This window comes from Rahnella sp. BCC 1045, from assembly GCF_019049615.1.
Classification (GTDB): domain Bacteria; phylum Pseudomonadota; class Gammaproteobacteria; order Enterobacterales; family Enterobacteriaceae; genus Rahnella; species Rahnella contaminans.
Window position 1 is genome coordinate 47,303 of record NZ_JAFMOZ010000133.1, and the last position, 14,240, is coordinate 61,542.

At 53.8% G+C, this 14,240-nt stretch carries 13 protein-coding genes; 10 read left to right on the forward strand and 3 right to left on the reverse strand.

The features are described from left to right. The first annotated feature begins 266 nt into the window (after positions 1-266). The 4 genes from J1782_RS16485 to glnB all read left to right on the forward strand — a co-directional run bounded on the left by J1782_RS16485 (position 267) and on the right by glnB (position 4,337). Complete coding sequence (locus J1782_RS16485) at positions 267-1,703, forward strand: HAMP domain-containing sensor histidine kinase (RefSeq protein ID WP_152324587.1); 1,437 nt, start codon at positions 267-269, stop codon at positions 1,701-1,703. A gap of 31 nt (positions 1,704-1,734) precedes the next feature. After that, a complete protein-coding gene (qseG, locus tag J1782_RS16490; protein ID WP_235937325.1) occupies positions 1,735-2,511 on the forward strand; it encodes a two-component system QseEF-associated lipoprotein QseG in 777 nt (258 codons plus the stop codon). Continuing rightward, positions 2,508-3,845 carry a two-component system response regulator GlrR gene (glrR, locus tag J1782_RS16495; protein WP_152324586.1) on the forward strand — a complete coding sequence of 446 codons (1,338 nt, stop codon included), beginning with the start codon at positions 2,508-2,510 and terminating at the stop codon, positions 3,843-3,845. Before qseG ends, glrR begins: the two co-directional genes overlap by 4 nt. Before the next feature lie 153 nt (positions 3,846-3,998). Beyond that, positions 3,999-4,337 carry a nitrogen regulatory protein P-II gene (gene glnB, locus J1782_RS16500; protein ID WP_013574351.1) on the forward strand — a complete coding sequence of 113 codons (339 nt, stop codon included), beginning with the start codon at positions 3,999-4,001 and terminating at the stop codon, positions 4,335-4,337. Between the two features lie 76 nt (positions 4,338-4,413). Here glnB and hmpA read toward each other — a convergent pair whose 3' ends face one another. Then, a complete protein-coding gene (hmpA, locus tag J1782_RS16505; protein WP_217153531.1) occupies positions 4,414-5,604 on the reverse strand; it encodes an NO-inducible flavohemoprotein in 1,191 nt (396 codons plus the stop codon). Positions 5,605-5,947: 343 nt separating this feature from the next. On the opposite strand from hmpA, the gene glyA reads away from it, so the two are divergent. Continuing rightward, the gene (gene glyA / locus J1782_RS16510; RefSeq protein ID WP_217153532.1) at positions 5,948-7,201 is read left to right on the forward strand and encodes a serine hydroxymethyltransferase; all 1,254 of its coding nucleotides are present in this window, start codon (positions 5,948-5,950) and stop codon (positions 7,199-7,201) included. A 163-nt stretch (positions 7,202-7,364) separates the two neighbouring features. Next, on the forward strand, positions 7,365-8,525 hold the full coding sequence (locus J1782_RS16515) for a 3-phenylpropionate MFS transporter (RefSeq protein WP_165058507.1): 1,161 nt from the start codon (positions 7,365-7,367) through the stop codon (positions 8,523-8,525). Here the strand turns inward: J1782_RS16515 and csiE are convergent. Further along, positions 8,522-9,802 (reverse strand): stationary phase inducible protein CsiE, encoded by a 1,281-nt coding sequence (gene csiE / locus J1782_RS16520; RefSeq protein WP_152324582.1) that lies wholly within the window; start codon positions 9,800-9,802, stop codon positions 8,522-8,524. The genes J1782_RS16515 and csiE overlap by 4 nt on opposite strands. Before the next feature lie 286 nt (positions 9,803-10,088). Between csiE and J1782_RS16525 the strand changes: the two genes are divergently transcribed. Together J1782_RS16525 and J1782_RS16530 are read left to right on the forward strand one after the other, a co-directional pair. Beyond that, on the forward strand, positions 10,089-10,667 hold the full coding sequence (locus J1782_RS16525; RefSeq protein WP_254303103.1) for a DUF1007 family protein: 579 nt from the start codon (positions 10,089-10,091) through the stop codon (positions 10,665-10,667). Next, entirely contained in the window at positions 10,658-11,677 is a 1,020-nt protein-coding gene (locus J1782_RS16530) for a nickel/cobalt transporter (protein ID WP_217153533.1), read from the forward strand. The genes J1782_RS16525 and J1782_RS16530 overlap by 10 nt, the downstream gene beginning before the upstream one ends. Before the next feature lie 88 nt (positions 11,678-11,765). Here J1782_RS16530 and suhB read toward each other — a convergent pair whose 3' ends face one another. Continuing rightward, positions 11,766-12,569, reverse strand: a complete 804-nt coding sequence (suhB, locus tag J1782_RS16535) for an inositol-1-monophosphatase (protein WP_104921062.1) — start codon at positions 12,567-12,569, stop codon at positions 11,766-11,768. A gap of 126 nt (positions 12,570-12,695) precedes the next feature. On the opposite strand from suhB, the gene trmJ reads away from it, so the two are divergent. Together trmJ and iscR are read left to right on the forward strand one after the other, a co-directional pair. Next, complete coding sequence (trmJ, locus tag J1782_RS16540) at positions 12,696-13,433, forward strand: tRNA (cytosine(32)/uridine(32)-2'-O)-methyltransferase TrmJ (RefSeq protein WP_152324579.1); 738 nt, start codon at positions 12,696-12,698, stop codon at positions 13,431-13,433. A gap of 218 nt (positions 13,434-13,651) precedes the next feature. After that, a complete protein-coding gene (gene iscR, locus J1782_RS16545; RefSeq protein ID WP_101076364.1) occupies positions 13,652-14,146 on the forward strand; it encodes a Fe-S cluster assembly transcriptional regulator IscR in 495 nt (164 codons plus the stop codon). Positions 14,147-14,240 lie beyond the last annotated feature (94 nt).

Sequence of the window (14,240 nt, forward strand, 5' to 3'; positions counted from 1 at the left end):
ATGCTCATAATGCCCGAATGACGCCAAAGAAACGGTGCCTATCGTTCACCCGACCGATAATCGTTGCGTAAGCACGTTATCAAGCATCGAACGACACGTTGAGTGAGGCACCACCTCTTCCGGTTTGCTGGATATCCATCAGGATATCCAGCAATACCACTCCTTCGGATGCTTCCTGTTTCTTTCAAATCCTCTTTCACAATCTCTGTGACGCACTGGCTGTTCAAACCGTTGTCAGTTAGCATGCTTTATCTGTGGAAAATGAGATGAATGCGTTGAAAAGAGGACGTTTATTCCCCGGTTCTTTACGTCAGCTGGTATTGATGGCGTTCCTGTTAGTTCTGTTGCCGTTACTGGTGCTGGCCTGGCAGGCTTATGACAGCCTCGACCAGCTCAGCCGTCAGGCGGCGCATATTAACCGCACGACATTAAGCGATGCGCGCCGCAGCGAATCCATGTCCAGCATCGCGCTGGAAATGGAACGCAGCTACCGCCAGTATTGCGTTCTCGACGATCCGACCCTTTCCCGCCTTTATCAGAATCAGCATAAACAATATTCGCAGCTGCTGGATGCGCACGCCTCTGTTCTGCCGGATTTACGTTACTACCAGACGCTGCGCACATTGCTGACGCAGCTGACCGAACCCATCTGCCACAATAATGCGCCGGATAATGACTCTTCCGCGCGGCTGGAAAATTTTTCGCGCACGAATGCCGAAATGGTTCAGGCGACCCGTGAAGTGGTCTTTTCCCGCGGCCAGCAACTTCAGCGTGCGATTGCCGAACGCGGCCAGTTCTTTGGCTGGCAGGCGCTGGTGCTGTTTCTGCTCAGCGGGGCGCTGGTGGTGCTGTTTACCCGTATGATTATCGGGCCGGTGAAAGGCGTGGAGAGAATGATCAACCGGCTGGGCGAAGGGCGTAATTTGGGGGATGTCACGCGGTTTAAAGGCCCGCGCGAAATCCGTTCTCTGGTGCAGCGTATCGTCTGGCTGAGTGAACGTCTGGCGTGGCTGGAATCACAGCGACACGAATTTTTACGTCACATTTCCCATGAGCTCAAAACGCCGCTCGCCAGCATGCGCGAAGGCACGGAGCTACTGGCCGATGAAGTCGCCGGACCGTTGACGCCGGATCAAAAAGACGTGGTGGCGATACTCAACAGCAGCAGCCGTCACCTGCAAACGCTGATCGAACAATTGCTCGATTACAACCGCAAACTGGCGGATGCGCCCGCGCTGAGCGTGGCTGTCGATCTGAAAACCTTAGTGAATGACGTCGTGATAGCGAACAGTCTGCCCGCGCGCGCCAAAAAGATCCGCAGCGAAGTCGTTATCGAAGCGTCACAATGTCTGGCGGAACCTACACTGCTTAAGCGCGTGCTGGATAATCTCTATTCCAATGCGGTGCACTACGGGGCTGAATCCGGTACTATTTGGGTCCGTAGCCGGGAAGAAGCAGGGCGGGTGGTTATTGAGGTGGCAAACACCGGAACCCCGATCCCCGAAGCCGAGCGCGCGATGATTTTTGAACCTTTTTACCAGGGTAGCCAGCAACGAAAAGGGGCTGTAAAAGGCAGCGGTCTGGGATTGAGCATTGCTCAGGACTGCATTCGCCGCATGCATGGAGAGCTGCAACTGGTTGCCGTTGAAGGTGCGGACGTTTGTTTTCGCATTGAATTGCCCCTGACGGCTGAGAAAAATTGATAATGATCCTATTTGCAGGCTGGTGCGGCCAATGAACGCATTAACCTTTATGTCGAAATTCGTTTCCCGTCTGGTGCGCGCCGTCGCTCGCCGCCGGGTTCTCCTTCTGAGTGCGCCACTGGCGCTGGCGGGCTGTGTGCAACATTCCGCCGATAACCGTTATTACCAGCAAGTTTCCGACCAGATTGTCCCTGACAGCAAAGTGATCGACTTCCGCATCGCACCCTGCGAAACCCTGTGGGCGCTTGATGACAGCGAAGCGATGACCAACTCACTGTACTGGCTGCGGGCGATGGATTGCGCCGATCGTATGAGCGATGCACAGGCGCGTTTCCAGGCGCAGCAAATTTCGGCGACCAACTGGCAGCAGGCTTTCAAACAAAGCATTCTGCTGTCAGGTGCTGAACCGGATCAACAACAGCGCCGCGCATTGCTGGCTAAAGTGAGCGAATTCCGTGGTCAGATGCCGGGATCCATTCGTCCTCTGGTGCAGTTGTGGCGTGAGCGTCAGAATCTGCAAGTTGTGCTCGGTGATGAAAAAGCCCGCAACGCACGCCAGCAGACTGTCAATGAAGACAAACTTCAGCTGATGACTGCCGAACAACTGGTGCTGGAAAATAATTTAGCCGATACCCGCCGCAAGCTGGAAAACCTGACCGATATCGAGCGTCAGCTTTCCTCGCGTAAGCAGATCCAGGGCGATCTGCCGGACAACGACGCGACCTCGTCGTCAAAACCGGCCACCGGATCCACGGTGAAACCGGCAGAAACCTACGTGCCGCCTCCAAAGGAATCGAACGCAAAATGACGATACGTAAAGCAGCCAGCCTGTTGCTGGTGGACGACGATCCCAGCCTGTTAAAGCTGCTGGGCATGCGTCTGACCAGTGAAGGTTTTCGTGTCACAACCGCTGAAAGCGGTGCTGAAGCGTTGCGCGTATTGCACCGTGAACGAATCGATCTGGTGCTGAGCGATTTACGCATGGATGAAATGGATGGCATGGCGTTGTTCGCTGAAATCCAGAAATTCCAGCCGGGAATGCCGGTCATTATTCTGACGGCGCACGGCTCGATTCCCGACGCGGTTGCCGCCACACAGCAGGGCGTTTTCGGGTTTCTCACCAAACCGGTCGACCGCGATGCGCTGTATAGAGCCATTGATGAAGCACTGGCACAGTCCAGCCCGTCGGTGGATGAAAGCTGGCGCGAGTCGATTGTAACCCGCAGCCCGTTGATGTTGCGTTTGCTGGAGCAGGCCAATATGGTCGCGCAGTCTGACGTCAGCGTGCTGATCAACGGCCAGAGTGGAACGGGTAAAGAAGTGCTGGCACAGGCGATCCACGGCGCCAGCCCGCGCGGAAAGAACGCATTTATCGCCATCAACTGCGGCGCGCTGCCGGAACAGTTGCTGGAATCTGAATTATTCGGCCACGCCAAAGGCGCGTTTACCGGTGCGGTCAGCAGCCGTGAAGGGCTGTTCCAGGCAGCCAACGGCGGTACGTTGTTCCTCGATGAAATCGGCGATATGCCGCTGTCATTGCAGGTCAAACTGCTGCGCGTTTTGCAGGAGCGTAAAGTCCGCCCGCTGGGCAGCAATCAGGATATCGACGTCGATGTGCGGATTATTTCTGCCACGCACCGCGATTTGCCTAAAGCGATGGAAAAAGGCGAGTTCCGCGAAGATCTGTTTTATCGTCTGAACGTCGTGAGCCTGAAATTGCCAACGCTGAGCGAAAGGGCGGAAGACATTCCGCTACTGGCAAATCACCTGCTTCGCGTGGCGGCGCAGCGGCACAAGCCGTTCGTCCGCAGTTTTTCCACCGATGCGCTGAAACGGCTGATGGCGGCGAGCTGGCCTGGCAATGTGCGTCAGTTGGTGAATGTGATTGAGCAATGTGTTGCGCTGACTTCTGCGCCGGTCATCAGCGAAGCGCTGGTTCAGCAGGCGCTGGAAGGCGAGAACACTGCGCTGCCGACGTTTGCCGATGCGCGTAATCAGTTCGAACTGAATTATCTGCGTAAGTTGCTGCAAATTACCAAAGGCAATGTGACGCAGGCCGCCCGTATTGCCGGGCGTAACCGCACCGAATTTTACAAGTTGCTTTCCCGCCACGAGCTGGAAGCCACGGATTTTAAAGAGTAACGGGAATTTACTTTCAGCGGCATCGGGTACATTCCTGCCGCTGAACTATGATACCTTTAGCGCCTTCGCATGCTACGGCATCCGAAACCAGACTGTGAACCATGCTGCCGCTCAGGAAGGCGGAAAGCAAACGAATGATTATAAGGGTCCGCCATGAAAAAGATTGATGCGATTATCAAGCCGTTCAAACTCGACGACGTCCGCGAAGCACTGGCTGAAGTTGGGATCACCGGGATGACCGTGACCGAAGTGAAGGGTTTTGGTCGTCAGAAAGGTCATACCGAACTGTACCGTGGTGCGGAATACATGGTCGATTTCCTGCCAAAAGTAAAAATCGAGATTGTGGTAGCAGATGACATCGTGGATACCTGTGTTGAAACTATCATGACTACCGCGCAGACCGGCAAAATCGGCGATGGCAAAATCTTCGTGTTCGACGTGGCGCGCGTAGTGCGAATCCGCACCGGCGAGCAGGACGAAGAAGCTATCTGATTTCATTGCGCGTCTGAAACAGAAAAGGCTGACATTGCGTCAGCCTTTTTGCTTTTCAGCGCGGGTATTCTCAAAGTCAGATGACTTTATGCGGGCCGAAACATTCGTAGTGAATGTTGGCTTCGGCAATGCCCACTGCCAGCAGTTGTTTTGCGGCAAACTGCATGAAGCCCACCGGACCGCACAGGTAGAAGTGCATCGCCGGATCACTGATTTTATCGCTGACTTTGCTCAGATCCATAAAGCCCTGGTATTGAAAATCTTCGCCTGGCAAGTCATTCGTCCGGGGCTGGTTATACCAGACATGGCTTTCCAACTGCGGGAGTTGCGTCTGCGCGCTTTTCACTTCACCGGCAAATGCATGAACCGCGCCATTTTCGGCGGCGTGAAGCCACTGAACAGGCGCTTTATGGCCACGCTGCGCCAGCGTGTTGAGCATGCCTAACATCGGTGTCTGACCGACACCGGCGGAAATCAGCGCGACCGGTGTGGCCTCGCCGACATCCATAAAGAAATCACCGTGCGGTGCGGCAACATGAATGATGTCGCCCGGCTGCGCAAAGTGATGCAGGAAGTTGGACACCGCGCCCTGACCTTCACGTTTTACCGCGATGCGGTACGTTTTGCCGTTCGGTGCCTGCGTCAGGGAATACTGACGGATTTCCTGATTTTCCAGGGAAGCATCGCGGATATACACCGCCAGATATTGTCCCGGCTGGAAATCCACTACCGGTAATCCGTCTACAGGTTCCAGCAGGAAAGAGGTGATGAGCTCACTTTGCGGTTGTTTTTCGGCAATACGGAATTCACGGGTGCCGCTCCAGCCACCGGTTTTTTCGGCGCTTTCTTTATAGATTTCTGCTTCACGATTGATAAATACGCCCGCCAGAACGCCGTAGGCTTTGCCCCACGCATCCAGCACTTCCTGACCCGGACTGAACATTTCATCCAGAGTCGCCACCAGATGACCGCCGACAATATCGTATTGCTCAGGCCGGATCATGAAACTGGTATGTTTTTGCGCGATACGTTCAACCGCCGGTAACAGTGCAGCCAGATTTTCAATATTGGTGGCATAGGCGCAGATGGCATCAAACAGCGCCTGACGCTGATCGCCGTTGCGCTGGTTGCTCATATTGAAGATGTCTTTAAGCTCGGGATTGTGTTCGAACATGCGGTCATAGAAGTGTGCGGTCAGTTTCGGACCGGTTGCTGCGAGCAAAGGAAGGGTGGATTTAACGGTAGCGATAGTGGCTGAATCAAGCATAGTGAACTCCGTGTCTTTTTAAATTTAATTAAACATGTATTTTAAATGCATCTTATATAAATCCACAATTTCTGTAAACACCCCCTAAAGGGGTAAGGGCTTTTTAAGGTGACGTGTGCGGTGAGGGCTGAGTCACAAAGCTGAAATTTGAGCATGTTCAGTTGAAAATTTATCCCTTGATTATGGGCAGAGGTTCGCAGATCAAAGCCTTGCTGTATCTGGAGCCAATCGTTTGCTTAAAAACCTGAAACTGACCCTATCCGAAGGCGGCCTAAACATTTACACTGTTGCGCAGAACCCGGAAGGGGCGTTTATTTTTAGTTTGTTGAGTCAGGAGATGCGGATGTTAAAGCGTGAAATGAACATTGCCGATTATGATGCTGAGCTGTGGGCAGCAATGGAAAAAGAAGTTGTTCGCCAGGAAGAACATATCGAGCTGATTGCGTCAGAAAACTATACCAGCCCGCGCGTTATGCAGGCTCAGGGTTCGCAGCTGACCAACAAATATGCCGAAGGCTACCCGGGCAAACGTTATTACGGTGGTTGTGAGTACGTCGACATCGTTGAACAACTGGCTATCGACCGCGCAAAAGAATTGTTCGGTGCAGATTTCGCTAACGTTCAGCCACACTCCGGCTCACAGGCGAACTTCGCGGTTTACACCGCATTGCTGCAACCGGGCGACACCATTCTGGGGATGAACCTCGGGCATGGCGGTCACCTGACACACGGTTCACCGGTCAACCTGTCCGGTAAACTGTATAACGTAGTGCCTTACGGCATCGACGAAAGCGGCGACATCGACTATGACGACGTTAAGCGTCAGGCAGAAACACACAAACCAAAAATGATCATCGGCGGCTTCTCAGCCTTCTCCGGTATCGTTGACTGGGCAAAAATGCGCGAAATCGCAGACAGCGTTGGCGCGTACTTCTTCGTCGATATGGCACACGTTGCCGGTCTGATTGCGGCGGGCGTTTACCCGAACCCGGTTCCGCACGCGCACATCGTGACCACCACTACGCACAAAACGCTGGCTGGCCCGCGCGGCGGTCTGATTCTGGCGAAAGGCGGTGACGAAGAGTTCTACAAAAAACTGAACTCCGCCGTCTTCCCTGGCGGCCAGGGCGGCCCGCTGATGCACGTGATTGCCGGTAAAGCGGTAGCACTGAAAGAAGCGATGGAACCTGAGTTCAAAACTTACCAGCAGCAAGTGGCTAAAAACGCCCAGGCAATGGTGGCTGTGGTTCTGGATCGTGGCTACAAAGTGGTTTCCGGCGGCACGCACAACCACCTGTTCCTGATGGATCTGGTTGATAAAAACCTGACCGGTAAAGAAGCCGATGCTGCACTGGGTCGCGCTAATATCACCGTCAACAAAAACAGCGTGCCTAACGATCCGAAGAGCCCGTTCGTGACTTCAGGCGTGCGAATCGGTACTCCGGCTATCACCCGTCGTGGCTTTAAAGAAGCTGAAGCGCGTGAACTGGCTGGCTGGATCTGCGACGTGCTGGACAACGTGAACGATGAAGCCACTAGCGAACGCGTTAAAGAGAAAGTTCTCGACATCTGTGCACGCTTCCCGGTTTACGCGTAATATTTGCGAAGCCGTAAAGCTGCTAAAACCCGCTCCGGCGGGTTTTTTTATGGGCATGTATCAGAATTTGTGAGCTGGCAGACATTACTGGAGTAAGAAAGCGTCTGCGGATTGCTAGCGATTGTGAGCTTTGTCAAAGTATTGGCCTCACACCGGAGGATTTATGGAATTGCGTTCCACGCGCTGGCTTGCACTCAGTTATTTCACCTATTTTTTCAGTTACGGTATTTTTCTTCCCTTCTGGGGCTTGTGGCTTAAAGGCGAGGGCATTTCCTCCGAAAGCATCGGCCTGTTGCTTGGCGCTGGTTTAGTCGCCCGTTTTCTCGGCACGTTAATCATTTCGCCTTCCATCAAAGACCCTTCGCATCTCATCACCGGTTTGCGGATCCTGGCGTTGCTCACGCTGGCGTTTGCGGTCGGCTTTTGGTTCGGCAACGGCTGGGCATGGCTGATGATCAATATCGCCGGTTTCAGCCTGTTCTTCGGCCCGCTGGTGCCGCTGACCGATGCGCTGGCGGGCACGCTGCAACGCCAGATCAATATGGATTACGGCAAAGTGCGCGTCTGGGGCTCGATTGCGTTTGTGATTGGCTCGGCGGTCACCGGCAAACTGGTTGAGGTCTACGGGCATAACGCAATCCTCTATACGCTGACGGCTGGCGTGGCGGCCATGCTACTGGGGATGTTGCTGCGCCCGAGTGTGAAACCGGTCGGTGAACCACGAACCAGCGGCGCACCGGCCATTTCATGGAAAGCATTGCTCGGCGAAAAACCGGTCTGGCGGTTCCTGTTATGCGTGACGTTATTGCAGGGCGCACATGCCGCTTACTATGGTTTCAGTGCGATTTACTGGCAGGATGTCGGCTATTCCTCTACCACCATCGGCTATTTGTGGTCGCTGGGCGTAGTGGCAGAAGTGCTGGTGTTTACCTTCAGCAAACAACTGTTCAGCCGCTGGTCGGCGCGGGATCTGTTGTTACTTTCCGCCATCTGCGGCGTGGTGCGCTGGGGAATGATGGGCGCGTTCACCGGGCTGCCGTGGCTGATTATGATTCAGATTTTGCATTGCGGTACCTTCACTGTCTGCCATCTGGCGGGAATGCGGTTTATCGCGGCGCGTCCGCGTGATCAGGTGATCCGTCTGCAATCGGTGTATTCCGCGCTGGCGATGGGCGGCGGCGTGGCGGTGATGACGATGGTTTCCGGCTTCCTGTTCGAGCATCTTCACGCCGGATTATTCTGGGTGATGGCGCTGCTGGCGGTACCGGCGATTTTCCTGCGTCCGCAGGTCACGCCGTCCGTACCGGAGGCGTCAGCCAGCTAGGGCGCTTCGAGCAGCGAGCGGATACGTTTTCGCTGCTCTTTCGCCAGCGGCAGTTGAGTGTGGATGACTAAAGGATCGGCGTCGGTGCTGCGGATGGCGTAAGGTGTGACAATCATCGCCACGCCGCCCGGCGCGCCGAACTGATAAAAATCTGCCAGCGTCTGATACTTGATATTGAGCGGCAGCAGCGTGGCTTCGCGCAATTGCTGCTCGACTGCTTCTTCCAGCTGCGGATTGTTATGCGTCAGCAGCAAAATCTGTTTTTCCTGCAAGGCATTTCCCTGCATCAGCCAGGCGCCAAACGTAATCGCCACCAGCCCGATTTCATCTTCTGAAAGACTGATCAGGTATTCGTGTTCAAACCCTTTCAGCGCTTCGCGCGTGGTGCGTACCAGACGCGGATACATCCTGTTCACTTCTTCCTGCATCAGATTATCGATACCAATACCGAAATGGCAGCGCTCAATGGCCGGGCCGAGATGCGCGAAAAGCTGGCCGACCAGCCCTTCGTAGCTGCTGAATTTCATGCCGGCGATTTCCTGAAAGCGCGCCACCATATTTTCAATTTCCAGCAGCAGACGCTGATCTTCCGTCGAACCGGAACTCTGGTAACTGTGGTTTTTTAACATGCGCAGCATCAGGGTAAAAAATTCGCACTCGCAGTCATCCAGCAAACCGTTACTGAGGCTTTGCAACTGAACATAAATTTCACGCGCTGCCGCGTATTCCGGTTTTTCCCGCAGCCAGCGGCGCTGTTGTTCCGTGAAATTTAAGCCGGTGGGGCGGTCGTTTTGCCATAAACAATACTGGAGGCAAATCTGCATCAGCTGGCGATCGTGCCCGCTGAGCGGTTTGGGCAACAGCGCGCCGCAATCTTCCAGGATCATGCCCAGAATGTCGGTGCGCAGCGCGGCCTTCGGGCAGGTCTGGCCCTCAAACGCGATGTGCAGCCAGGGAATAAAGTGGCGGGAGACGAAATCCGGTGAAATACGTAAGGTGCGGCGTAAGCCCTGAAATAAACACAGACGCTGGGCGAGACTGTCACCCTGAATGCGGCACTGTTTTTCACTGTACTGCAACACATCCAGGTGATGGATGCGCTGAATTTCACAGGTCACTTCCGCCAGATCTTCCCAGGTTGTGGCCAATCCGACGCCGTTAATTTCACTGATGATCTCCAGCTGAACCGCCGTCAGCGGCGCGTACAGCATCAGCAACACATGGCAGCGGCGTTGCGTAGCGGAAAGCGCAGGGGAGGGCTGTTTTTCTGGATTCATATCACCTGCCAAAAAGGTATCGCCTGAAATTATTAGTCAAGCATAGCAAAGCGGATGCCCGCAATAAGGCCGCGGGATTGGGTTTTACTCCGGCTTACAACTCAGATCACAGATATTTTTGACGACTGCTTAATTGCACAGCAAAATAGTGTTACTAAGTAACAATATCATGGCACTTTATAGGGATGTGACTTTGAATCCGAACAGGAACCGGCCCCTTTTTCGTAATGCAAAACGTCATGCAAAATGGCTGGGATTAGCGCTTTTTTGCCTGCCTGCCAGTGTCATGGCGCACCCGCACAGCTTTATTGATATGCAGACGACCCTGGTGGCCAATGAAACCTCGCTGACCGGGTTGAAAATGGTATGGACGATGGACGAAATCACCTCGGCAGATTTGCTTTACGACGCGCAGAACGCCAAACCCGGTTCCGATATCTGGAAGAAACTGGCGGCTGAAGTGATGGCAAGGGTGCTCAGCCAGCACTACTTCACGGATTTTTATCGTGAAGGAAAACCAGTGAAATACCTCGATTTACCCAGTGAATATGCGCTTTCCCGCAAAGGCGATCAGGCTGTGCTGGAGTTTGTGCTTCCGCTGGCGCACCCGCAACCGCTGGCGGGTAAACCGATGCAGTTCTCGACCTTCGATCCCTCCTATTTTGTGGATATGACGTATAAAGACAATACCGCGCTGCATCTGCCGCCTGAGCTGGAAAAACGCTGCACGCTGGCGTTGTTTACGCCAAAACCCAATGCCTCGCTGCAAAACTATGCGCTGTCTCTGGATAAGGCTGATGCGCCGCCGGAAGATATGGATCTTGGTCAGCAATTTGCTCAGAAGGTCACACTCGAATGTCATTAATTTCAGCGCCATCGAAAACTTTTTCCTGGCGGGATTTATGGCCGCTGGCGGTATTTCTGATCCTGCTGACGGGCGGGGCGTTTGCTCTGTTTCATTACTGGCCGCGAATTCTGCTCAGCAGCATTATCTGGCAGCGCGAACTGCATCAGGAACTGGCCGGGCTTTTGCGGCAGGTGAAAGAAAATCCGTTACAGGCAGGCATGACGCTCGCAGGTTTCAGTCTGATTTATGGCGTGATCCACGCCATCGGGCCGGGGCACGGAAAAATCGTTATCACGACCTATCTGGCGACGCATCCGTCACGCCTGAAAAACAGCCTGAAACTGACGTTTGCCTCGGCGATCGTTCAGGGACTGGTGGCGATTTTGCTGGTCAGTGTGGTGCTTGGTGTTTTACAGCTTTCTTCGCGTCAGCTGCATCAGAGCAGCTTCTGGATGGAGCGGGGCAGTTTCATTCTGGTGATTCTTCTCGGATTATTGCTGTGCTGGCGGGCGCTTAAAAGGGTCTGGCAGACGATAAAAAGTTTGCAGCCAGCACCGGCCATGCGTATCCACAGCCTTTCTCTGCTGGACACTCAGCCGCACGTTCATGACGAGCACTGTGGCTGCGGGCATCAGCATGTCCCGAGCGATCAGCAGCTTCAGGCGGGCGGCGATTTACGTACGCAAATCGCGATTGTGCTGGCGATGGGGCTGCGTCCGTGCTCCGGCGCGATCATGGTTCTGCTGTTCTCCAAAGTGATCGGCGTTTACAGCTGGGGCGTGATTTCTGCCATCACGATGGCTATCGGCACGTCGCTGACCGTGTCGCTCGTCGGCGTACTGGTATTTTACAGCCGTTCGCTGGCGGTGAAGCTGAGCGCAACGCGCACCCCTGCGGCCTGGCAGCGGATCACCTGGTCGCTGCTGGCGCTCACCGGCGGGATTGTGTTGCTGGTGGCAGGGATTTTACTCTTCAGCACCGGCGGCGGAGACGTTTCGCCGATCACCGGCGGTCCCTTCAGGGGATAACTTTCGCCGCAGAAATCGCAGGCATAAAAAAACGGACGCCCGATGGACGTCCGTTTTTTTTGGATCTTACGATCCGAAACCGGCGAAATTAACGCTTCAGCGCTTCGCTCAGTTCATCACGCATGGTCATCAGAATACCTTTAACGACGCGTGGGTTACCGGCAACGATGTTACCGGAAGAGAAATGGTTATGGCCGCCAACGAAGTCAGTCACAACGCCGCCTGATTCACGAACCAGCAGCTCGCCACCGGCGAAATCCCAAGGTTTCAGGGCGATTTCGAAGAAACCGTCAACGCGGCCAGCAGCTACGTAAGCCAGATCCAACGCAGCAGAACCGGTGCGACGGAAATCAGCACATTCGGTGAACAGTTTGCCCACGACGTTCATGTAGCTTTTTGCGTGTTGTTTGGCTTTGAACGGGAAACCGGTCGCCAGAATGGTGCCGTCGAGATCTTTCGCGTTAGTGCCGCGCAGACGGTAACCGTTCAGCTGTGCGCCCTGACCGCGGGTCGCGGTGAACAGTTCGTTACGCATTGGATCGTAAACTACCGCGACTTCAGTGCGGCCTTTGATGCGCACGGCGATAGAAACAGCGAAATGTGGGAAGCGTTTAACGAAGTTGGTGGTGCCATCCAGCGGGTCGATAATCCATTGTACGTCTTTGTCTTCGCCTTCCAGTTCGCCACACTCTTCACTGATGATGGTGTGTTTTGGATAGGATTTGCGAATGACATCGATAATCATGTGCTCTGCATCGCGGTCTACATTGGTAACAAAATCGTTGGTACCTTTTTGGGTAGATTCTACAGAGTCTGGCGTTTCGTAATGTTTGGCAATCAGGTTACCGGCCTTGCGCGCAGCGCGCACGGCGATGGTGAGCATCGGATGCATGGATATCTTCCAACTAGGATGTTAAAGAACGGGAATACGGGAAACGGCGCGCAGTATAGCAGGGGTTCTGAAAATTAACTACCGTTGTGTTAGGCTGTTGTGATTTTCCGTCTGGTAAGAGTTCCTATGCTGCCCAATATCCGCATTGTATTAGTAGAAACGTCCCACACTGGCAATATGGGCTCTACTGCCCGCGCCATGAAAACCATGGGTTTATCAAGTCTTTACCTGGTTAATCCGCTGGTAAAACCTGACTCTCAGGCTATCTCTTTGTCTGCCGGTGCCAGCGATGTGATCGGCAACGCCACCATCGTTGATACCCTGGACGAAGCTCTTTCCGGTTGTAGTCTGGTTATCGGTACCAGTGCGCGTTCCCGCACACTGCCGTGGCCGATGCTTGAGCCGCGTGAATGTGGTGAGCACAGTGCCAAAGCGGCACAAACCGCGCCGGTTGCGCTGGTCTTCGGGCGCGAACGCGTCGGGCTGACTAATGAAGAGCTGCAAAAATGTAACTACCACGTCTGTATTCCGGCGAATCCTGAATACAGCTCGCTGAATCTGGCGATGGCCGTGCAGATTATTGCGTATGAAGTGCGCGTGGCTCATCTGGCGTTACTCGAAGCCGCAAAACCGCAGGTAGAATACGAAGAATCGCCGTATCCGCTGGTCGACGATCTGGAGCGTTTTTATCAGCATCTGGAACAGACACTTCTGGAAACCGGCTTCATTCGCCAGGCTCATCCAGGGCAGGTGATGAGCAAATTACGCCGTTTATTCACCCGTGCGCGACCTGAATCTCAGGAGTTAAACATCCTGCGCGGCATTCTGACGTCGATTGAAAAGACTCATAACAACAAAGAATAAGCCTGTTTTTGGGGTTATTAAGGCGACTTTTTGTTATGTGAATCATTGTGTTGCGGTGCCATTACTTTTGGAGGCAAAAACGCCTGTTTTTCCTCAGTGTAATACTTGAGTAAATTACTCGGTTAAATAGTTGACTGATTTACTCGGGAATGTCAGACTCATTTGCATCAACCGCATTCGTGCGTTTTTAAAAGACATTTAAAACAGGTAACCATGCTATGAGACTGACATCCAAAGGCCGTTATGCCGTGACCGCTATGCTCGACGTTGCACTGCATTCACAGGAAGGACCAGTACCCCTGGCTGATATTTCTGAGCGTCAGGGTATTTCTCTTTCTTATCTGGAGCAGTTGTTCTCGCGTTTACGTAAAAATGGTTTGGTTGCCAGTGTTCGTGGTCCGGGCGGTGGTTATCTGCTGGGTAAAGATTCCGGTGATATCGCCGTTGGCGCGGTGATTACTGCCGTTGACGAATCTGTCGATGCGACCCGTTGTCAGGGTAAAGAAGGATGCCAGAACGGCGAACGTTGCCTGACGCACACATTGTGGCGTGATCTGAGCGAGCGCATCAGCGGTTTCCTCAACAACATCACACTGGCAGAGCTGGTCAACAACCAGGAAATCCTGGAAGTGGCCGACCGTCAGAACGGTGAAATCCGTCGTCAGCCAAATGGCCGTCAGATGGAGACGATCAACGTAAATCTCAGAGCGTAATCTCTTCATTTACATTTGATCGATAGTTATAAAAGCCCGTGGGAATTCACATTTCCGCGGGCTTTTGCATTTTCAGACGCCAATACTTACCGTT